Below are 21,058 nucleotides of genomic sequence, written 5' to 3'. Positions count from 1 at the left end.
ATTCTAAAACATCAATTACTATGGATATTGTGAAAGGAAAGAAAGAATATTTCAGCGGAATAGGAACCATCCGTTATGAAGGTGCAGAAACCGATAACCCACTGGCATTCCGGTGGTATGATGAAAACAAAACGGTTGCCGGAAAAAAAATGAAAGAATGGCTGCGCTTTGCCTGCGCCTACTGGCACAGCTTCTGCGGCAGCGGCGCCGACCCCTTTGGTGAACCTACGCATATCTTTCCGTGGGACAGCAACCCTGATCCCATCGCCAAAGCAAAAGAAAAGGCAGACGCTGCCTTTGAGTTCATGACCAAACTCGGCCTTCCTTTCTATTGCTTTCATGATGTGGATGTAGTGGACTACACCAATGATGTGGCCGATAATGAAAAAAGATTACAAAAACTCACAGCCTGCCTGAAAGAAAAGCAGGCAGCCAGCGGCATTCAATTGCTCTGGGGTACAGCCAATCTTTTTTCCAACAGAAGATATATGAACGGTGCAGCTACCAATCCGGATTTTCATGTGCTGGCTCACGGTGGCGCACAAGTGAAAGCTGCGCTGGATGCCACCATCGAACTGGGTGGTCAAAACTATGTTTTCTGGGGCGGTAGGGAAGGATATATGAGCCTCCTCAATACCGATATGAAACGTGAGAAGGAGCACCTGGCCAGGTTCCTGCATACCGCCAAAGACTATGCGAGAAAGAATGGTTTCAAAGGAACTTTCTTCATCGAGCCCAAACCATGTGAGCCGAGCAAACATCAGTACGATTATGACAGTGAAACTGTGATCGGTTTTCTCCGTCAGTACGATCTCATGAACGATTTCAAATTGAATATCGAGGTGAACCACGCCACTCTCGCCGGACATACTTTCCAGCATGAGCTGCAAGTGGCTGCGGACGCGGGCTTGCTGGGATCCATCGATGCCAACCGCGGTGATTATCAGAACGGATGGGATACAGACCAGTTCCCCAATAACCTCAATGAGCTGGCGGAATCCATGCTGGTGATTGTGGAGGCCAACGGATTTGGCGGAGGAGGTATCAATTTCGATGCGAAGATCCGTCGTAACAGCACAGATCCGGAGGACCTGTTCCATGCACATATCGGTGGAATGGACACATTCGCGCGCGCATTGCTGATTGCCGAAGCGGTACTCACAAAATCAGATTACAAAAAGATCCGTGCCAGCCGTTATGCATCTTTCGATGCCGGAAAGGGTAAAGCATTTGAAGAGGGAAAGCTTACACTGGAAGACCTGCGCAATTTTGCTGCAGCAAACGGTGAGCCTGCCGTAACAAGCGGAAAGCAGGAGTACCTCGAAAACCTGATCAACAGATTCATCTGACAGTAACAATCAACATAAACCCTTTCCACAAAACACTGCTATATGGAATTTTTAGGATTCGTCGATTGGATCTTTGTGATCATCTACCTGCTGGTGATTGCGGGTATTTCTATCTGGAGTATCCGTAAGAGCAAGGAGTCTGCTTCCGATTATTTTCTCGCCAACCGTAATCTCGGCTGGTTCGTGATCGGCGCCAGTATCCTGGCTTCAAACGTAGGCTCCGAGCATATTGTAGGCCTTGCCGGTTCCGCTGCCAAATCCGGAACAGTGCTGGGGCACTATGAATTGCACAGTTATATCGTGCTCATCCTCGGCTGGGTATTCGTTCCTTTTTACATGCGCAGCATGGTATACACTATGCCCGAGTTCCTGGAACGAAGGTTCAACCCACAATCCAGACGATTGCTCAGTATCATTCAACTGCTCAGCTATGTTATCACCAAAGCCTCTGTGACCATCTTTGCCGGTGCGCTGGTGTTCAACCAGTTCCTGGGCGTGGATTTCTGGACAGGCGCCATCATCCTTGTAGTGGTAACCGGTGTGTATACCATCTTCGGTGGCTTGCATGCAGTGATGTATACAGAAGCCATTCAGGCCATCGTGTTGCTCATCGGTTCACTGGTGCTCATGATCTTTGGATTGAGAGAAGTGGGAGGATGGGATGCCATGATAGCTGCGTTACCGAAAGAGAAACTGAATATGTTCCCGCCAATGAATGATCCTGAATATCCCTGGCTGGGTATCTTGATAGCCTCGCCCATAGTAGGCCTCTGGTATTGGTGTACAGATCAGCATATCGTACAACGATGCCTTGCTGCGCGCAATGAACAGCAGGCGAGAAGGGGTACCATCTTTGCGGCTTATCTGAAGCTGATGCCTTTCTTCATCTTCCTCATTCCCGGCCTGATCGCTTATGTATTGCATTCGCAGGGCAAGCTGCAACTGGATGATACCAATGCCGCCTTTCCCGCAATGGTGAAACATATCATGCCGGTTGGATTGAGAGGATTGCTGGCCGGTGGTCTGCTGGCGGCGCTGATGAGCTCGCTTGCATCTGTTTACAATGCCTGTTCCACCTTGTACACCATGGATATTTATCAGAAGCAGCACCCCGAAGCTTCCGAGAAGCAACTGGTGAAAGTGGGCCGCATTGCTACAGGTGTAGTAGTGATCCTGGGTATGCTCTGGATCCCGCTGATGGGCAGGATCTCCAGCGGCTTGTATGATTACCTGCAAAGTGTTCAATCTTACCTGGCTCCGCCAATTGCAGCAGTATTTCTGCTGGGCGTGTTCTTCAAACGCTTAAATGCAAAAGGCGCATATACCGCCATGGTGGTAGGTTTCATAATTGGTCTTGCCAAGCTCACGCTGCAGATGTTCCAGACAGAGCTCACTCCCGGAGGTTTGCTGCATAGCTTCGCCACTATCAATTTCCTTTATTTCTGTATCTATCTTTTCCTGTTCAGCATTGCGGTGATGGTAGTGGTGAGCCTGCTCACACCCAAACCCGATGAAGCGCATATCCGCGGACTTACTTTTGCCACTACCGTGGCGGAAGACAAAGCTGCCAGCCGCGCCAGCTGGAACAAATGGGATGTGATACTGAGTCTGATAGTAGTGGTGATCATTGTTGGAATATTCGTTTACTTCTCACCGTTAGGTATAGCAAAATAAAGAAGAGAGATTATGTTGATGCACCAGACAATGCGATGGTTTGGGCCGAATGACCCTGTTAAACTGTCTGATATCCGTCAGGCGGGTTGTGATGGTGTGGTAACTGCCCTGCACCATATCCCGCCTGGCCATGTCTGGTCTGTAACGGAGATCAATATCCGCAAATTTATCATCGAATCGGAGGGCATGAGCTGGACGGTGGTGGAAAGCCTTCCTGTGAGCGAAGCCATCAAAACACAGACCGGCGACTACCAGTGGCATATACAGAACTATTGTCAGAGCCTTCGTAACCTGGCGGCCTGCGGCATCAAAGTGGTCACGTACAATTTCATGCCGGTGCTGGACTGGATAAGAACTGATGTGAGCTGGAAACTGCCGGATGGCGCACGTGCATTATATTTTGAAAAGCTGGCCTTCATCGCTTTTGATCTTTTCCTCCTGCAAAGACCGGGAGCAGAGAAAGATTATACCAGGGAAGAGGTCCGTCAGGCGAAAGAACGCTTTGAACAAATGAGAGAAACGGAGAAGCAGACGCTTTTCGCCAATGCCTTGCTGGGACTGCCAGGCAGCGACGAAGCTTTTACTCCTCAACAGGTATTGAAAGCATTGCAAACTTATAAACATATCGATGCTGACCGTTTGCGTCAGCATCTTTTCTTCTTTCTTCAACAGGTGATCCCTGTTGCGCAGGAACTGGACATTCAAATGGCCATCCATCCTGACGATCCTCCCTATCCCGTACTGGGGCTTCCACGCATCGTGAGCACGGAAGAGGATATTGCTGCGATCATTGCTGCAGCGCCTGCTGCCAATAATGGTTTATGTTATTGTACAGGTTCATTGGGTGTAAGACCTGATAACAACCTGCTCTCCATCCTGCGGAGATTCAGTGAGCATATTCACTTCCTTCACTTGCGGAATACCGCAAAGGATGCTTACGGGAATTTCTATGAAGCCACTCATTTAGGTGGTGATACAGATATGTTCCTGGTGGTAAAAGAAATCCTGCAGATACAAAAGAAACGTGGAAAGCGGCTCCCAATGCGGCCTGACCACGGTCATCAGATGCTCGATGATCTCGATAAGAAAACATATCCCGGCTACTCGGCTATTGGCAGATTGAAAGGTTTGGCAGAGTTGAGAGGATTGGAACTTGGCGTTTATAGATGGATGTTGGAGCAATGAATATGTCAAATAAATAGGTGAAATAACCTATTTCATAATTTTTTCCGTTGCTGGTAAATTTTGTAGTGAATAGAAATAGTATTTTTATTCCCGGATATTGCATTCCGTTATATCCTCCATTAACCTTGCCAATGAGACGAGAAAACAAACCTTACCTAAATCTCAGTTTGAGTAACATTGAAGGAGAGCGCTGGAAAGACATTCCCGGTTTAGAGGGATACTTCAAAATTTCCAACAAGGGGCGCGTTAAACGTATGGCTTACGAAGCCGTTTACTCCAATGGAATCATCTATCATGAACGTCCGATGATCATGAAGCCTTATGTGCACAAGCACAGGAATGAATACAAGGGCGATTTCAAAACCTATCTCAGCATTACTTTGACAGTTGAGGGTACCCGTTACCGTTATACGGTTGCCCGCCTCGTGTTCAATTGTTTTGTAAAAGAGATGGATCTTGAAGACAAGGGTATCGTGATCTTTTATAAGGACAATGATTCCTTCAACCTCAGTCCTCAAAACCTTCGTATCGCAACGCTCAGCGAAAAGCAGAAAAGGATCAAGGAGCTGGGGCGTTCTCCATCGCCTTTGCACAAGCTCAGCCGCAGGCAGATCCTGGATCGTTTGCAGCGTGCCCGCGAAAAACGGATGCGTCCGGTATCCCAATATAATTTCAGGGGAAAAAAGATCCAGAGTTATCCGAGTGCGCGTGAAGCTGCCAGGTCTACAGATGGCAATGCTTCCAACATTCTGCAGGTGGCCCGTGGTAATGCGATCAGTGCGGGTGGTTACCTGTGGCGATTTGGCAAATCAGCGCGTATTAATGTACAGGAGTTGAGAGGAGGACGGCAATCGCCCTTCTTCAAAGGACAGAAAGTCTTTGCCTGATCATACATAAAATTCTACAGGCTTATTACACCAAAGTGGTAGAAATTGCCTTCCGCAAATGCATAAGTTTGCGGGTTATGACAACACGAATAGCACTAATACCACTGGTACAGACTGACCTTTACTATTTATGGTACTACTTTTTTGATGTAGTTCCCGATATAGTGAACTGCGGTACCTATTCCTCGGGTGAGGATGCGCTGGAGAAATTGAAGGGCGCTGCTCCTGATGTAGTGGTAATAGATGTGTATAGTCCTGGTATGGAAGATTTCGAACTGATGAACAGGATCAAGCTATTGTTGCCAAAAGTGAAGATCATATTCAGGTCCGCAGAATGTGACGAAAAAGTGATTGTGAGTGTGATAAATAAAGGCGTTCACGGCTTTATTTACCGGGCTGGTGAAGAAAAAGAGCTGGTGGATTGTATCCGTCAGGTAATGGCGGGGCAGTCCGGCCTTTGCAGTGTTTCGGCTACACTGCTATACGAGGCAACCGGGGCTCAAAGGAAAAAAGACTTTCGTCTTCATTTTGGACTCACAGTGAGGGAAGCTGAAATTGTTTCTTATCTGGCAGACGGGCTTTCTTACAAGCAGATTGCCTGGGTATTGAAGATCAGTGTTGAAACGGTCAGGAAGCATTGCGCCAATCTGTATATTAAACTGGATGTCGACAATAAAGTACAAGCCATCAACAAAGTTCATAATTATGTATACTCCTGATCAGATGAGTTCTCCTGATGATCTTTCCCGGATCCAAAGGGGGTAATTGAGCTCATCAATTACCTGGCGCGAATGCGGAATACGGAATGAAAAGCTCATTCCATCCGGGTTCCGGCAGATAGTGAGTGGTTCTCCGAATAATTTTTCCAATCGCTTCGAAGCATTCTGCAATCCCAGTCCACGATTGAAAATGGATTCCAGTGGTCCGTCGAAACCGGCGCCGGTATCGGCTACGCTTATGCGCACATGACTGGCTTCCTGTTTGCAACTGATGGTTACGGTGCCTCCGTTCACGAGTGGACTGATACCGTGGTTCAATGCATTTTCCAGCAATGGCTGCAGGATCATCGGTGGAACAGGTGTTCCAAGTGTTTCCTTATCTATATCGTAAATAATGGCCAGTCTTTTTCCGAACCTTTGTTTTTCCAGCGTGAGCCAGGTGCGCACGAATTCCATCTCTTCTTCCAGTGCCACTACCGGCCTTTCGCTCACTTTGAGGGCATAGCGGAAAGTGTCTGCCAGCTGGGCGATCAGCACACGCGTTTCTTCCAGCGAAGGGGGCACGGAGGCGCTGATACTGTTGAGTGTATTGAAGAGAAAATGCGGTTCTATCTGCGCTTTGAGCGCCTTGATCTCACTCTGGTAATTGAGCTCCATCAGTTCCTGTTCGCGTACATGCTGGCGTTTGGATTGCTGCCAGTAACTGTATCCGTGGAAGATGGCAAATTCACTGCAATAGAAAAGGGCTGTGATGTAAATATCCCACATGCTGGTGCTGGTATCGAAAACACTGAGATGTGTTGCGTTTACCAAAGGTCCGTATATATTCACCCAGGCAATGCAGAATACAGGCAACGTCACCAGGTGCAGCAAGAGTTTTTTGCGGAGGGATGCTTTGGCGAGAATAACAATGAATAACCACCAGAGCGGCAGGGTCAGGAAGATCTTGATACCTGCATCTATGAGGTTGATATAGATGTACCGGAATTTGTCTGTCGGTTTATAGGAGATGACGAGTACGAAATAAAAGAAAGCGCCCCAGAATAGTACATACAAGAGCCAACTCACCAGCTCGCCGCTGGTGACATTTCTGAACACTTTTTGCTGCAATGTTGCCATAGACCGGAGGGGTTTCATGTGTGGGTGTGCCATGAAAATTACGCCCGGTCAAAGATAGGGTTGGGGCTGATCCGGGTAAGGTCAAAGGGGACGAATGGCATTTTTTTGCCGCCCGAATGCATAATACGCCGCCCACCGGATGCGGGGCAAATAAAAACGGCTGCCGGGACGGGCAGCCGTTTCTTCAAACACTTATTTCTAACTACAACTTAATCGATTGTTACTTGATCTTGGTTACGAACATTTCTTCGATGAGGTTCTGTTTCCTGTTGATCGTGTACACTTCAGCTTTAGGACTTTTCTTAGACTTCACTTCGATAGTAACAATGTTGTCTCCGATCTCTTGTGTGGTAAGGAGGAATTTTCTTGTGATGCTTGTTCCTTTTTCTTTGTCGGAGTAGAGAACGTTTCCATCACTGTCGCGGAGTGTGATGATGAACTCGTCAGCTTCTGCGGCGGTAAGGCTCAGTTGGAAGATTGGCTGATTCTCGTAGTTTCCGATATGTTTTACTTCGATGCTGTTTGTATTGTTTTTAGGAGCTTTTTCTCCGTTAGCGTATGCTACAGTAGAAAGTACCAGAACGGTTACAAAAGACAGGAAGGTTTTGACAGCGTTATTCATAATTGTATATTTTAAAAGTTAATGATCGCTTAATACTCATTATCTGGTCATCATCGGAGGCAATCGCGGAAGGCAAGCGATCAATTCATGTGGCAGTGCAGTACTGCTTTGTTTGGCTTCACCGTTGGGCCGGTGCGTATTTCGATAATGCAAACATACATCGGCATTTGAGGGCCTGCAAACCAAAAAAAGGGCTATTTCAGGATGGTAAACCGCTACCCGGAAAATGGAAGTGCTTGTCTGGCAAGGATTCTGGCCGGAAATCAGTATGATCTCCAACGAAAAAAAATGGCAGAAAAAACCGGAAAAAACCGGATATCTTTGCCGAAATTTTTAAAAAACAATGAGCAATACAACGGTTACAGCCGATCAACTCTCCGCCAGCATCATCGGCAGTATTAAAAAAGCACAGGAAGAAAAGCTTTTCTTTGAAGAGATCTATTCAAATCCTACTGCCCCTGTTGGAAAGAACGAGTTCTTATTTTTCATCAAGCCTGAGATCACCCTGGCTTCTGATACCATTAACATTGAAGCAGTTCTGGAACTGGTGCGTGAAAGGATCAACCATTTCGGTTTGACCATCCATAATGTAAAAGTACTTTCTGCAAAATACCTGGAGCAATACAATATCATCGCGCAACACTATGGCGTGATCAATAAGATTGCTTCTGACGCAAAGAACAGCCTCTCTGAAGCTGCCCTGGAAAAATTCAGCACTATCTATGGCAAATCCGCCAGTGAAGTGAAACTCCTGGGCGGTGTTGAGTTCCTGGAGCAATACCCCGCTTTCAACGCTTATTCTCTCGATTATCTCTGGATGAACAAAGAGAACAAGAAACTGGCCGGTGGTACTTATGCCGAAGACATCAAGATCGACAGCGAAGTGGTTTACGTGATCAACGGCTTCCACCCGCGTCAGCTGAAACATTTCACTGAGAAAGGAAGAAGCATCGTGGTAATGACACTGAGCGGCGACCTGAACTGGAGCGATGCCCGCAACAACTTCATCGGAACCACCAATCCCAATACTGCGAACGAAGGAAGTCTGCGTCGCGAGTTCCTGAACAATCAGGCAAGACTCGGACTGGCTGAGGTTTCTCAGGGAGTGAATGGTGTTCACCTTTCTGCAGGTCCTGTGGAAGCGCTGGTTGAGCTGCGCCGTTACAACTCTGATTTCGCTGACAACAGCAAGATCAAAGCATTCGGCGATTTCAGCTTCGGCAAAGCCCTGGCCGCCAACTTCACACCTGAACAGATTGATAAGATCGTTAACAATGAGAACATCACTGTAAATGGCAAGACCATTTCCGTGTTCGATCTTACAGAAGAGAAAGACGCTACAGAAGCAATCGAACTGCTGAAAACGAACCTGAAATAAGGTTATTACAATGAATAGAAAGAAAGCCGGCTCGTTGCAGAGCCGGCTTTCTTTTTTTAGATTAGTTGTAAGTATGGGACATTGAAAATTTTATGCTCTCTTTTCAATACTTGCAACTCTGGGAATGTTTGTGGCAACTGTGGTTGCAGATGCGTTCTGGATCGTTTTAACGAGAAATAATAGTAAAGTTGAGTATACTCCTCTTCTTAACAAGGCTGTCCGGAGTATGAATACTGCGATCCGGAATTTTTCGACTCCTTCCTCAGCGTTAGGGCTTAAATTCGTTCAGTGAACAGAACAGACTTCGATGCGGTAGTGGTAGGCGCGGGCCCCAATGGCCTGGCTGCTGCCATCTCCCTTCAACAGGCGGGACAAAGAGTGCTGCTGCTCGAAGGGAAATCCACTATTGGCGGTGGTTTGCGAACAGCAGAACTGACCCTGCCGGGATTCCATCACGATATCTGCTCTGCAATCCATCCGCTTGCCGTGAGTTCACCTTTCTTCTCCAGGTTGCCATTGGAACAGTTCGGAATTGAATTCATCTATCCTTCTATCGCTGCTGCACATCCCTTCGATGACGGCACTGCAGCCATTCTCAGCCCTTCGCTGGAGCAGACTGCTGCTGCGCTGGGAAAAGATGAGCAGGCCTATATGAATCTCCTTCGACCTTTGGTGAACAACTGGCCTGATCTTATCAACGATATACTGGGGCCTTTCGGGATACCGCGCCATCCATTGAAGCTGGTTGCCTTCGGCATGAAGGCGCTGGCGCCTGCCGTTACGGTGGCCAAACGATTTCAAACACGCGCTGCGCGCGGCCTCTGGGCTGGCATGGCTGCTCACTCCATGATGCCGCTGACCAATGCCACCACTGCCGCTGCTGCACTGGTGCTTATGGCGGCAGGGCATTACAAGGGATGGCCTCTCGCCAAAGGCGGCTCTCAATCCATCGCGAATGCGCTCGGAGCATATTTTCAGTCGCTCGGCGGGATCATCGAAACCAACAGGCCTGTTTGGTCGCTTGACCAGCTGCCTTCCTGGAAAGCCCTCTTACTGGATGTTACACCCCGGCAGTTGATGCAGATAGCAGGTTATCGTTTCTCATCTATTTACAAATGGCAGCTCAGCCGATACCGTTATGGCATGGGTGTTTTCAAAATAGACTGGGCACTGGACGGCCCCATCCCTTTCAAAGCAACAGCCTGCCGCGAAGCAGGCACGGTGCATATCGGCAATACACTCGAAGAGATCGCCCTGTCCGAAAGGCAGGTGATGGACGGCTTTCATCCGGAAAAGCCTTATGTATTGCTGGCACAGCAAAGCCTCTTCGATCATTCACGCGCACCCGGGGGCAAACAAACGGCCTGGGCCTATTGCCATGTACCAAATGGCTCACGGAAAGACCTAACCGAAATAATCGAGCAACAGGTGGAAAGATTTGCGCCTGGTTTCCGTGATCGCATTCTTGCCCGGCATGTGATGAACAGTGAAGACATGGAGCGCTACAATCCCAATTATGTGGGCGGCGATATCAGCGGAGGAATCCTTGATATAGGTCAACTCTTTACCCGGCCTGCCTTACGCGCCAGCCCCTACAGAACTTCTGCCAAAGGCATCTATATCTGTTCTTCTTCCACTCCTCCCGGAGGAGGCGTGCACGGCATGTGTGGTTTCCATGCCGCTCAGCGCGCATTGAAAGATGTCTTAACTTAGCAGCAAATTATTACTATGAAGTTTGTATGGTGTTTACTGCTCATGTGTTCCAGTTTGTCGATCATGGCACAGGATGAAGACAATACCTATCCGGACTACCGTAAGAAAACTGAAGGCTATGCCCGGATGGCGGAAAAGGATCTGAAAGGCGAAGTAGCTTCCTTTGCACTGGCTGCACTGGAAGACAGGCTCAATAAATCCCCGCTGCCTGCTATCCCGCCGGTTGACTATGGCGCCAACTTCATCACCTTCGAAGGCAATGATATAACGGTAACCATCAAGGCAGGAACCTTCGATGCTTCCAAACATAAGATCGGTACCTATGGAGAAAAGAAACACGTGGTGCGTATCGACGGCAAACCCTACTATGGTAATTATGGAAGCCTTCCTACTTATACAATTGCATCCGTAACCATGACTATCGGTAAAGACACGGTGCAGATCCCCGCAGAAGCCTATGCGGACCTTTACAGTCCTGTATTCACTTACAACGATGATAAAGGCGCAGTGCGTACTTACAATGGCGTATACCTGGGTGGCGACAAACGCACCATCTACATCTATATGCTTAACAGGGAATCGATTGGAAGCTATGAAGTAACCTGGATCATCCAGGATAAAAAATACTTAAGAAGAGTTGTTGATTCAGGGATTTTGAAATAGATACAATAATCCCAACCCTCTTACCGTTTTTACTATGGTTTTTCATAGGATATTGGATTATAAAAGAGGGTTGGATTTCTATCCGGACCCTTTTTTTATTCTAACTAACATGCAAAGACCGGTATTAGTGATCAAGCTGGGGACAGCAGTGATCACAGACAATAAAGGAGTGATCAGTCAGGCCATCATCAGGAAAGTGGCTGCAGAGATTGCCTTACTTTCGAAACGTTTCCGCATCGTGCTGGTGAGCAGCGGCGCAGTAGGCAGCGGTAAATCCTTTATCAAACAATACAAGGGAACACTCACGGAACGCAAGGCTGCAGCAGCCATCGGCAATCCCATCCTTATCAGACTTTATCAGAAACATTTTTCCGCCTACGATATTCCCGTTGCACAGGCATTGTGCGAACGCGTTCATTTCAGTCGCCGCGCACAATTCCTCCAACTGAAGGAAACCTTCGATGCATTCTGGGAGAACAATATCATTCCGATCGTGAATGAAAACGATCTGATCAGTAATGTGGAGCTGAAGTTCTCTGACAATGATGAACTGGCTACGCTCATGGCTATCGGATTCGATGCGGCAGCCCTTATCATATGTACTTCTGTAGGTGGTTTCATGAACGATAAGAAAGAGATCATTCCACTGGTAGGGAATGTAGACAGGAATATCCTCGGTTATGTTACCACAGACAAGAGCAGTCTTGGATTGGGGGGCATGACTTCCAAGCTTACTTTCACCCGTCTTGCGAATTCACTTGGCATCAAAGTGATCATCACTGGTCTCAAAGGCAGTTCGCCTTTTTCGGCTGCGCTTGCAGGTGAGCAGGGAACTACTTTCCTTCCTCAGGAAAGCAATCTCAAAGCCAGGCAGAAATGGCTGGCCAGCGGGTCGATTACTATTGGCAGTATCCTTGTAGACAAGGGAGCGGCCAAAGCCCTGCAACAGCGACGCAGCCTGCTTACTGTGGGTATTGCGCAGGTGCAGGGGAAATTTGTGCAGGGTGAAGTGGTGCAGTTGATGGACGACGAGGGTGTGATCCTGGGCGTTGCCAAAGTGAAGCTGGGCGCTGCTGCCATCAAAGAAAGCCTGAAAGCAAAGAATGTGGTGGCTGCCCATGCAGACGATATTGTAGTATTTTAGTGTTGCGAAAGAACCCCAAAAAATGAAGTCGATTACACCATTGATAATAAAGACCAGCATCGCTGCTGTGAGTCTGAAGAACGTGAGCGAGAAACAACTGAAGGCTGCGTTGAATGCATTGGCCAGAGAGCTGGAAGCCGGCAGCGCTGCGCTGATCCGAGCCAATAAAAAAGATCTTGCCAAACAATCTCCCGATAATCCGCGTAACGACAGGTTGCTGCTCAATGAGCAGCGCATCAAAAATATTGCGGCCAGTATCCGCACTATCGGCAAATTGCCGGACCCATCCGGAAAGCTGCTGGAAAGCCGCAAACTGAAGAACGGTTTGCTACTGGAAAAAGTAACTGTGCCGCTCGGTGTAGTGGGCGCTATTTATGAATCACGTCCCAATGTTACATTCGATATTGCTGCGCTTTGTATCAGGAGCCGCAATGGTTGTGTGCTCAAAGGCAGCAGCGAAGCAGACAATACCAATAAATCAGCCATTGCGCTGATCAAAAAGGTTTTGAAGGAAAATGGCATCGATCCCGATTGCGTAACCCTCCTGCCATCCGAAAGGCAAGTGGTGCAGGAACTTTTCACAGCCACGAAATATGTGGATGTATTGATCCCCCGCGGATCGGACTCCCTGATCCAGTTCGTGCGCAAGAACAGTCAGGTGCCGGTGATCGAAACAGGTGCCGGTGTTTGTCATGTTTACGTGGAGAAAGATGCAGGGATGAAGAAAGCCCTGGACATTGTGGTGAATGCGAAAGTGAGCCGCCCGTCAGTTTGTAATGCTGCTGATACCATCCTGGTGGATGCAGCAGTTGCGCCTGAGTTCCTGAAGAAATTACATCCCCGTCTCGCCGAGCATGGCGTTGAGATATTTGCTGAGCCTAAGGCGTATAAACTACTAAAAGGCTATCCTTATCTGCAAGCCGCCACGGAGGCAGATTTCGGAAAGGAGTTCCTCAGCCTGAAATGCGCCGTTAAAGTGGTGAAGGATATCAATGAAGCGCTTGTGCATATCCGTGAGCATAGCACCCGGCACTCGGAAGCCATCGTTTCTGAAAATAAAAAGAATTGTGAGCGATTCCTGAGAGAAGTGGATGCGGCAGCGGTGTACACCAATGCGAGTACAAGATTCACCGATGGTGAGGAATTTGGATTGGGAGCAGAGATCGGTATCTCCACGCAGAAACTGCATGCGCGCGGGCCTTTTGCTTTGGAGAAATTAGTAACGGAAAAGTGGTTGGTCCGCGGTAACGGACAGATCAGGTAATCGGATCGTTTACTCATCTTCATACTCCGGCGCAGGAGCTGCCGGTGTTTTCCTGTTCATCGTGTAATAGAAAAATAAACGCAGCGTATGGTTGCGATCATACTGGTAACCGCTGGCGCGTTGCTGGTAGAGCATCATATATCCAAAATCATAGCTCCATCCTTTGCCGAGTGTTTGCCGGATGCCGGCAAATAATCTCAATTGATCGAATGTATTATTCAGGATGGGTTTCCCGAATTGCACCAGCAGTTCATTGGCGAAGCATGCCTGGGGCAGCGAGGGATTTTTGAATACTGGATAGGTGAGACTGATCAAATAGCGTAGTCGCGTAGAGAAACTGGTGGTATTGGGCAAAGAGTCGGCCACTACAGATTCCCTCCATCGATGTTCATTGCGGAAACGATGAAGCAGACTGAGTTTGCCGAGTCGGCTGCTGTACGCGAGTTGTCCATACAGCCGGTTCTCATCCAGATAAATCCTTTCTCCTTTTTTGGTAGCGGCGAGCCACATATGTCCATAGCCGGCTACAAAGTTCAACTGGTTGCTGAACCAGTAACCGCCGCCTGCACGTACAAAATAGAAATTGGGATCAGACATGAAATTAGTGCGGCGCACATGTATATCGCCCACAAGTCCCCATTTGCTGTTCAGCCGGAAAGTGGAGTTGAGAGAAAACCAGCTCTGCGATTGGTCGTTCACCTGTTTCCTGGGTGATTGTCCAATCGCAAAGCCGGTAATCAGACTGCAAAGAAAAACTACGATGTATTTCATGGCTATAGTAAAATGCCGGAGAGCAGGAAACCGGCCGCCACGGAGACGGATACGGCCACCAGTCCGGGGCGCATGAAACTATGATTCAACAGGTATTTGCCGATATGAGTGGAGCCTGTGTTATCGAACTGGATAGCTGCTAACAGGGTGGGGTAACCGGGAAGGAAGAAATCACCATTGCCTGCGGGGAACATCGCTATCAGGTGTTGAGGCGCAATACCCAGGCTCAGCCCCAATGGCATCAGGGCTCTTGTGGTAGCGGCCTGACTGAAGCTCAGCATCGAGAAGATAAAGAGCGCGAAAGAGAATGTCCAGGGCGCGCTTCTCACCATCGATCCCAGTGTCTGTTCTATCGCCGCCACATTATGGTCCATGAAGGTAGCGCTCATCCATACCACTCCGAATACACTCAGCGTTGCCTGTGCTGCGGAACTGAACAGACTTGCCTTCACTACTTCGCCTGTGCTGGTTTTGCAGAAGATGATGATGGCTGCCGACACGGTCAGCATCACGATCTCGATCATGGCTGCCATGCGGATGGAGCCATCAGCGCCTACAGCAAAATTGGGTTTGAATCCTTCCACATCTGCAAAATTGGGCAGGGTCTGAGGAAAGGATCCAAACACGATGATCAGCAGAACGCCGAGTGCAAACAGTAGTACTGAAAGTTTGGCGCCAGGCTTCAATGGCCCGGCGTTGCCTGAGCTTGCATCCAGTTTTTTTACGAATTCCGGGTCTTTCAGTTTGGCCTGGAACTCCGGATCCTTGTCGAGGTCCTTGCCCATTCTCAATACGGAGAGTGTGCCAACTATTACGCCGATGAGCGTAGCAGGAATACTTACTTTGAGAATGTCTACCAGTTGAAATCCCGAGTCCCGCACAATGCCGAGCATGGTAGCAGTGGCAGCTGAAACCGGACTGGCCATGATAGCCAGGTGTGATGCCACTACGGAAATGCTCAATGCCCTTTCGGGCCTGATCCTTTTCTTGGTGCTGACTTCAGCAATGATGGGAAGGATGGAATAATTGATATGTGCAGTACCTGCAAAGAGTGTGAATACCCAGGTTACTAACGGCCCCAGGAAAACGATCTTGGATGGATTCTTGCGGAGGATGGTCTCAGCCAGCCTGACAAGATAATCCATACCGCCCGCTGCCTGCAATGTGGCTGCGGCCGACACTACTGAAAGGATGATGAGCATCACTTCCAGTGGTGGTTCACCTGGTTGCATATGGAAAACGAGAATGAAGATCAGCATACCCACCATGCCCATCACACCCAATCCAATCCCCTTCATGCGCGAGCCAATCAGGATGGCTGCCAGCAGAATTGCAAATTGTACCCAGATCATAGGCAATCAGATAAAGGATTACTGGTTGATGAACTTTGGATTGATGAGGTTTTCGATGGAGTAGATCTCATCCCATTTCTTTTGTGTGATAAGCTTTCTCTCTTTCACTACGATATCGTGAATGGATTTTCCGGTTTTGAGCGCTTCCCTGGCGATATCGGCGGATTGCTCGTAACCCAGGATGGGATTGAGCTGTGTAACGATGCCGATACTGTTCATCACCATATCCTTTGTGCGTTCTTTGTTGGCTGTGATGCCATCGATACATTTTTCGCGCAGCATGTCACAGGCCTTGGTCATGTATTCGAAAGAGGTGAAGAGTGCAAAAGCAAGCACAGGCTCCATCACATTCAATTGTAATTGTCCGGCTTCAGCAGCCATAGTAACAGTGAGATCGGCGCCGATCACGTAGAAGCAGGTCTGGTTCACGGCTTCGGGGATCACGGGATTCACTTTACCGGGCATGATGCTGGAACCTGGCTGCATGGGCGGAAGGTTGATCTCCTGGAAGCCGCAGCGGGGGCCGCTGCTGAGCAGGCGCAGATCGTTACAGATCTTGCTGAGCTTAACGGCGCAGCGTTTCATGGTGCCGCTGAGTTGCACGTAGGCGCCTGCATCGTAGGTAGCTTCGATGAGATCGGCGGCCAGCGTCACAGGAACCTTGCTGAATTTAGCGAGATGCTTCACACATTTTTCAGCATAGCCCTTGGGTGCATTCACGCCGGTACCGATGGCAGTGGCGCCCATATTCACTTCAGTGATCAGTTTTTGTACTTCTTTGAGGCGTTGCACATCCTCGCCGATGGTAGTGGCAAAGGCATTGAACTCCTGTCCTAACGTCATGGGAACAGCGTCCTGTAATTGAGTACGGCCCATCTTCAACACGTCTTTGAATGATTTACCTTTTTTATAAAATGATGCCTGGAGCTTTTCGAGCGAGGTTACAAAATCATCGATGATGAAATACAGCGCCAGCCGGAAAGCTGTGGGATAAGCATCATTGGTAGATTGCGAGCAGTTCACATGGTTGTTGGGATGCAGGTGCTCATAATCGCCTTTGGCATAGCCCATATATTCCAGGCCGATATTGGCGATCACTTCATTCGCGTTCATATTGGTGGAAGTACCGGCGCCACCCTGGATGAGATCGCTGATGAACTGGTCTGTATACTTGCCGGCGATCAGTTCATCACAGGCAAAGACGATGGCTTCGGTAATCTTTTTGTCCAGCACGCCACAGTCTTTATTGGCAAGGGCTGCTGCTTTCTTCACATAGCCGAAGGCTTTGATGAAGAGTGGTTCTTTGCTGAGGGGGATACCGGTAATGTCGAAATTTTCTTTTGCCCTTAAGGTTTGAACGCCGTAATAAGCGCTGTTTGGCACTTCTTTTTCTCCGAGGAAGTCATGTTCCTTCCTGAAATTTTTACTCATTTTGCTCATGAGAATATAATTGAATGGATGAATACAATGGATGGGATGCTCCAAATCAGTTATACGGTTGGGAGAGGTGGACTACAAAAAGCTAAATGAAGTATTTCGCGAAAGTAGCAGGAGCGTTGCGTACCGGATATAACCGGTTGATATACCTGTTAATAAATGTAATCAAATTATTTGAAATGGTAGGGGATTAATCAATTTATAACGGTAAGGGTTTTTACTTATTACTTTGGTTGTGGCCAGTCGCTCGCCGGGAGGCGAGCGATTGCGCACACTCCGTTCTTTTTCTAATACACTAAATATTTTTTCAGTTTTATTTCTTTGGTCGGATAAAAACCTATACATTTAGTCTACCAAATTAGTAGACTATTATTCAAGCGCTGTAATGCGTCAACATATTGAAAGATATTGCTGCTGGCCAGCAATTGTTGTTATGGGTATATGCCTGCAGTTTCCACTGCGGGCATTCTTTTTTTGTTGAGGCCACAAAAAAGAGCGCACCGTTTCCGATGCGCTCTGAGTATAGTTGATGGATCAGTTATCAGCTTTGTTGGATATCGCGGTCAACCTTCGCTTCCATTTCTCTTTCCTGTTGTAATTTCTTCAGCTTCTTACCGAAAGATAACTTCGTGATCAGTACAAACAGTACCGGCACCACGAAGATGGCGAGCGTAGTTGCGGCAAGCATACCGCCGAATACGGTCCAGCCAATGGTCTTGCGCGCCTCGGAACCTGCGCCGCTGGAGAATGCCAGTGGCAGTACACCCAGGATGAAGGCGAGAGAGGTCATGATGATCGGACGGAGACGAAGCTGTACTGCCTGCAGTGTTGCGTGCAGGATATCCATTCCCCTGTCAACCCTTTCCTTCGCAAACTCAACGATCAGGATCGCGTTCTTGGCTGAGAGACCAATCAGTGTGATCAGACCGATCTGCGCATACACGTTATTGGTAAGGTTAGGCATGAAGGTAAGTGTGAGGATCGAACCGAAGGCACCGATCGGAACGGCAAACAGTACGGAGAACGGAACACTCCAGCTCTCATACAATGCCGCCAGGAAGAGGAACACGAACACGATGGAGATCATGAAGATGGTAACGGTGCTGTCGCCCGCTTTGATCTCCTCACGGCTGAGGCCGGAGAACTCGTATCCGTAACCAGCCGGCAGTACCTGTGCAGCCACTTCTCTCAGGGCATTGATAGCCTGTCCGGAAGAGTAACCGGGCTTAGGTGAACCGTTGATCTCGATACTACGGTAGATATTGTAGTGCGAGATCACGGCCGGTGCTTCCACCACCTGTGTGGTCACCAGTGAACTGAGAGGCACCATATTGCCCTGGCTATTGCGCACATAGTAACTGTTGAGGTTTTGCAGTGTGGCGCGGAAACTGCTGTCTGCCTGCGCCATCACGCGGAAGTTCCTTCCGTAAATGTTGAAGTCATTCACATAGGAGCTACCCAGCAGGGTACTCATGGTGCTGTACACATCAGACACTGTAACACCCAGCTTCTTGGCTTTCTCACGATCAACATTCACTTTGTAGCTCGGCGTTTTGGTGTTGAAGAATGTGTAGGCCATTCCGATCTCGGGGCGTTGATACAATGCTCCGAGGAATTTCTGGGCTACGGCTTCAAACTGTTTGATATTATCTGTACTTGTAGTTTGTTGCAATTCAAAAGTGAAACCTGCTGTCTGACCAAGACCGGGGATAGCCGGCGGTGCGATAGCGAGGATACGCGCTTCTTTCAGGTCGCGGGTGCTGGCCATCACCTGACCGATCACGCCCTGCACATGGTCTTGCTTATTCTTCCGCTGGTCCCAGTCTTTAAGGCTAACAAAGATGGTACCCATGTTTGATTTATTGGAGAAGCTGATCACGTTCAGACCAGCGATACCGCCCACTGCTTTTACCTGCGGCATTTTCAGCAGGCGCGCCATGAGTGTGTCCAGCATCGCTATGCTGCGCGTGGTACTGGTTGCTTCGGGCATCTCGTAGGTAACAAATAAACGGCCTTCATCTTCCGTTGGGATAAAGCCTGATGGCTTGCTTTTGAAGAGGAAGAACAGTCCAACGAACAAACACACCAGCATCACCAGTACATATGGAGTGGCTTTGATCCACTTGCCTACGCCACGGGTGTATTTGGTGCTCACGCGATCGAACCATTTGTTGAAAGCGGCGAAGAACCTTTCAAGGATATTCTTCTTTTCACCTTCTTTCTTACTTGGCTTCAGGAGCAGGATACACAAGGCAGGTGTGAGTGAGAGGGCCACGAAGGCTGATAATAACACCGAGACCGCAATCGTGATCGCGAACTGCTGATACAATCGTCCCACGATACCCGGTACAAATCCTACCGGCACGAACACGGCCGCAAGGATCAGCGCGATGGCGATTACCGGCGCAGAGATATCTTTCATCGCCTGCATTGTCGCTTCTTTCGGGCTCAGGTTCTCGTGATCGATATAATGCTGTACCGCTTCCACTACCACGATGGCGTCATCCACCACGATACCGATGGCCAGTACGAAACCGAACAGGGTCAGTGTATTGATGGTGAAGTCGAGTGGTATGAAGAAAATGAATGTACCGATGATACTAACGGGGATGGCTAACAGCGGGATCAGGGTTGCACGCCAGCTCTGGAGGAAGATGAATACTACCAGTGTTACCAGCAGCAAGGCTTCCACCAGTGTGTGGATCACCTCATTGATACTCACTTTCACTACGGAAACCGTTTCGAATGGAGAGATGAAGTCTACATCCTTCGGGAATGATTTCTTCAATTCGCCCATGGCTTTCATGATGCCTTCATAGGTATCGAGGGCATTGGCGCCGGGCGCCTGGTAGATCAGCATGAAGGCGGCGCGTTTTCCGTTCACGAAGGCGTTGAAGCCGTAGTTGAATTTGGCCAGCTCCACGCGTGCAAGATCTTTCAGGTATACGATAGATCCCTGTGCAGGATTGCTGCGCACCACGATGTTCTCGAAGTCGGGCACACGGTTGAGACGGCTATTGGTCAGAACGCTGTACTCGAAAGTCTGTGAACTGGGCTGGGGGTTACCGCCGATGGTACCGCCGGCCACCTGCAGATTCTGTTCAGAAAGCGCTGCCATCACTTCTGTTGGTGTGATCTTGAGGTTGGCGAGCTTCTCCGGGTTGAGCCAGATCCGCATCGCAAAGTCGTCACCAATTGAAGTGATATCACCCACACCTTTCACGCGAAGGAGGGCGTCTTTCACGTAAATGTTGGCGTAGTTGCCGAGGAAGGTAGCGTCGTGTGTGCCATTGGGTGAGAACAGGGTCATCACCATCATGATACTGGGGTTACGCTTCCTTACTGTTACACCGAGTCTTTTCACCACATCGGGAAGAGTAGGTTCGGCCACGCTCACGCGGTTCTGCACGTCGAGGGCGGCGATATCGATATTGGTTCCGATATCGAAAGTAACGTTCACACTGGCCTGTCCGGCGCTGGTACTGTTACTGGAAATATAGCTCATGCCGGGTGTACCATTGATCTGTGTTTCAATGGCGGTGGTGGTGGTCTGTTCCACCGTTTCAGCATCCGACCCGGTAAAGGTTCCTGATACGCTCACGGCCGGGGGCGTGATATCGGGGTACTGCGCCACTGGTAAGGTGGTGAGGGCGATAAGGCCCACCAGCACGATCACGATCGAGATCACGATGGCAGTAACTGGCCGTTTTATAAAAGTATCCGCTATCATTGTTTTCTCATTTTTCCGGGACCATAAAGAGGTTGATCACATTCATGGCCC

The 21,058-nt window shown here is 48.8% G+C and carries 16 protein-coding genes; 10 read left to right on the top strand and 6 right to left on the bottom strand.

Annotated features, from left to right (window positions below):
- Window positions 1–20 precede the first annotated feature (20 nt).
- The 5 genes from xylA to FSB84_RS02360 all read left to right on the top strand — a co-directional run bounded on the left by xylA (window position 21) and on the right by FSB84_RS02360 (window position 5,814).
- On the top strand, window positions 21–1,349 hold the full coding sequence (xylA, locus tag FSB84_RS02380; protein ID WP_130543076.1) for a xylose isomerase: 1,329 nt from the start codon (window positions 21–23) through the stop codon (window positions 1,347–1,349).
- 42 nt (window positions 1,350–1,391) lie between these two features.
- Window positions 1,392–3,023: a sodium:solute symporter gene (locus tag FSB84_RS02375; protein WP_130543077.1), complete on the top strand. Its 1,632-nt coding sequence runs from the start codon at window positions 1,392–1,394 to the stop codon at window positions 3,021–3,023.
- Between the two features lie 18 nt (window positions 3,024–3,041).
- Complete coding sequence (gene uxuA / locus FSB84_RS02370; protein WP_130543078.1) at window positions 3,042–4,208, top strand: mannonate dehydratase; 1,167 nt, start codon at window positions 3,042–3,044, stop codon at window positions 4,206–4,208.
- A 131-nt stretch (window positions 4,209–4,339) separates the two neighbouring features.
- Window positions 4,340–5,095 (top strand): NUMOD4 domain-containing protein, encoded by a 756-nt coding sequence (locus tag FSB84_RS02365; RefSeq protein WP_130543079.1) that lies wholly within the window; start codon window positions 4,340–4,342, stop codon window positions 5,093–5,095.
- Window positions 5,096–5,172: 77 nt separating this feature from the next.
- Window positions 5,173–5,814 (top strand): LuxR C-terminal-related transcriptional regulator, encoded by a 642-nt coding sequence (locus FSB84_RS02360; RefSeq protein WP_130543080.1) that lies wholly within the window; start codon window positions 5,173–5,175, stop codon window positions 5,812–5,814.
- On the opposite strand, the gene FSB84_RS02355 is transcribed toward FSB84_RS02360, so the two are convergent.
- On the bottom strand, window positions 5,815–6,933 hold the full coding sequence (locus tag FSB84_RS02355) for a sensor histidine kinase (RefSeq protein ID WP_158643752.1): 1,119 nt from the start codon (window positions 6,931–6,933) through the stop codon (window positions 5,815–5,817).
- A gap of 220 nt (window positions 6,934–7,153) precedes the next feature.
- A complete protein-coding gene (locus tag FSB84_RS02350; protein ID WP_130543082.1) occupies window positions 7,154–7,555 on the bottom strand; it encodes a hypothetical protein in 402 nt (133 codons plus the stop codon).
- Window positions 7,556–7,898: 343 nt separating this feature from the next.
- On the opposite strand from FSB84_RS02350, the gene FSB84_RS02345 reads away from it, so the two are divergent.
- The 5 genes from FSB84_RS02345 to FSB84_RS02325 all read left to right on the top strand — a co-directional run bounded on the left by FSB84_RS02345 (window position 7,899) and on the right by FSB84_RS02325 (window position 13,717).
- Window positions 7,899–8,933 (top strand): nucleoside-diphosphate kinase, encoded by a 1,035-nt coding sequence (locus FSB84_RS02345; RefSeq protein ID WP_130543083.1) that lies wholly within the window; start codon window positions 7,899–7,901, stop codon window positions 8,931–8,933.
- Between the two features lie 288 nt (window positions 8,934–9,221).
- A complete protein-coding gene (locus FSB84_RS02340) occupies window positions 9,222–10,646 on the top strand; it encodes a phytoene desaturase family protein (protein ID WP_130543084.1) in 1,425 nt (474 codons plus the stop codon).
- 15 nt (window positions 10,647–10,661) lie between these two features.
- Complete coding sequence (locus tag FSB84_RS02335) at window positions 10,662–11,309, top strand: hypothetical protein (protein ID WP_130543085.1); 648 nt, start codon at window positions 10,662–10,664, stop codon at window positions 11,307–11,309.
- Window positions 11,310–11,418: 109 nt separating this feature from the next.
- Window positions 11,419–12,453, top strand: coding sequence for a glutamate 5-kinase (proB, locus tag FSB84_RS02330; RefSeq protein WP_130543086.1), 1,035 nt, complete (start codon window positions 11,419–11,421; stop codon window positions 12,451–12,453).
- Between the two features lie 22 nt (window positions 12,454–12,475).
- On the top strand, window positions 12,476–13,717 hold the full coding sequence (locus FSB84_RS02325; protein ID WP_130543087.1) for a glutamate-5-semialdehyde dehydrogenase: 1,242 nt from the start codon (window positions 12,476–12,478) through the stop codon (window positions 13,715–13,717).
- 9 nt (window positions 13,718–13,726) lie between these two features.
- On the opposite strand, the gene FSB84_RS02320 is transcribed toward FSB84_RS02325, so the two are convergent.
- The 4 genes from FSB84_RS02320 to FSB84_RS02305 all read right to left on the bottom strand — a co-directional run bounded on the left by FSB84_RS02320 (window position 13,727) and on the right by FSB84_RS02305 (window position 21,007).
- A complete protein-coding gene (locus tag FSB84_RS02320; protein ID WP_130543088.1) occupies window positions 13,727–14,488 on the bottom strand; it encodes a DUF2490 domain-containing protein in 762 nt (253 codons plus the stop codon).
- Between the two features lie 2 nt (window positions 14,489–14,490).
- A complete protein-coding gene (locus FSB84_RS02315) occupies window positions 14,491–15,840 on the bottom strand; it encodes an anaerobic C4-dicarboxylate transporter family protein (protein WP_130543089.1) in 1,350 nt (449 codons plus the stop codon).
- 18 nt (window positions 15,841–15,858) lie between these two features.
- Window positions 15,859–17,280, bottom strand: a complete 1,422-nt coding sequence (aspA, locus tag FSB84_RS02310; protein WP_207234305.1) for an aspartate ammonia-lyase — start codon at window positions 17,278–17,280, stop codon at window positions 15,859–15,861.
- Window positions 17,281–17,818: 538 nt separating this feature from the next.
- Window positions 17,819–21,007, bottom strand: a complete 3,189-nt coding sequence (locus FSB84_RS02305; RefSeq protein WP_130543090.1) for an efflux RND transporter permease subunit — start codon at window positions 21,005–21,007, stop codon at window positions 17,819–17,821.
- Window positions 21,008–21,058 lie beyond the last annotated feature (51 nt).

The organism is Pseudobacter ginsenosidimutans (assembly GCF_007970185.1).
GTDB lineage: Bacteria > Bacteroidota > Bacteroidia > Chitinophagales > Chitinophagaceae > Pseudobacter > Pseudobacter ginsenosidimutans.
Note: the sequence above shows the minus strand (reverse complement) of the source record. Positions and strands in the feature narration are given on the sequence as shown.

Bases quoted from the DNA above. Each gene is read 5' to 3' on its own strand.
- aspA (WP_207234305.1), bottom strand. From the start codon at position 17,280: ATGAGCAAAATGAGTAAAAATTTCAGGAAGGAACATGACTTCCTCGGA.
- FSB84_RS02350 (WP_130543082.1), bottom strand. From the start codon at position 7,555: ATGAATAACGCTGTCAAAACCTTCCTGTCTTTTGTAACCGTTCTGGTA.
- FSB84_RS02355 (WP_158643752.1), bottom strand. From the start codon at position 6,933: ATGGCAACATTGCAGCAAAAAGTGTTCAGAAATGTCACCAGCGGCGAG.
- FSB84_RS02325 (WP_130543087.1), top strand. From the start codon at position 12,476: ATGAAGTCGATTACACCATTGATAATAAAGACCAGCATCGCTGCTGTG.
- FSB84_RS02320 (WP_130543088.1), bottom strand. From the start codon at position 14,488: ATGAAATACATCGTAGTTTTTCTTTGCAGTCTGATTACCGGCTTTGCG.
- FSB84_RS02305 (WP_130543090.1), bottom strand. From the start codon at position 21,007: ATGATAGCGGATACTTTTATAAAACGGCCAGTTACTGCCATCGTGATC.
- proB (WP_130543086.1), top strand. From the start codon at position 11,419: ATGCAAAGACCGGTATTAGTGATCAAGCTGGGGACAGCAGTGATCACA.
- FSB84_RS02360 (WP_130543080.1), top strand. From the start codon at position 5,173: ATGACAACACGAATAGCACTAATACCACTGGTACAGACTGACCTTTAC.
- FSB84_RS02375 (WP_130543077.1), top strand. From the start codon at position 1,392: ATGGAATTTTTAGGATTCGTCGATTGGATCTTTGTGATCATCTACCTG.
- FSB84_RS02315 (WP_130543089.1), bottom strand. From the start codon at position 15,840: ATGATCTGGGTACAATTTGCAATTCTGCTGGCAGCCATCCTGATTGGC.
- FSB84_RS02345 (WP_130543083.1), top strand. From the start codon at position 7,899: ATGAGCAATACAACGGTTACAGCCGATCAACTCTCCGCCAGCATCATC.
- FSB84_RS02365 (WP_130543079.1), top strand. From the start codon at position 4,340: ATGAGACGAGAAAACAAACCTTACCTAAATCTCAGTTTGAGTAACATT.
- xylA (WP_130543076.1), top strand. From the start codon at position 21: ATGGATATTGTGAAAGGAAAGAAAGAATATTTCAGCGGAATAGGAACC.
- uxuA (WP_130543078.1), top strand. From the start codon at position 3,042: ATGCACCAGACAATGCGATGGTTTGGGCCGAATGACCCTGTTAAACTG.
- FSB84_RS02335 (WP_130543085.1), top strand. From the start codon at position 10,662: ATGAAGTTTGTATGGTGTTTACTGCTCATGTGTTCCAGTTTGTCGATC.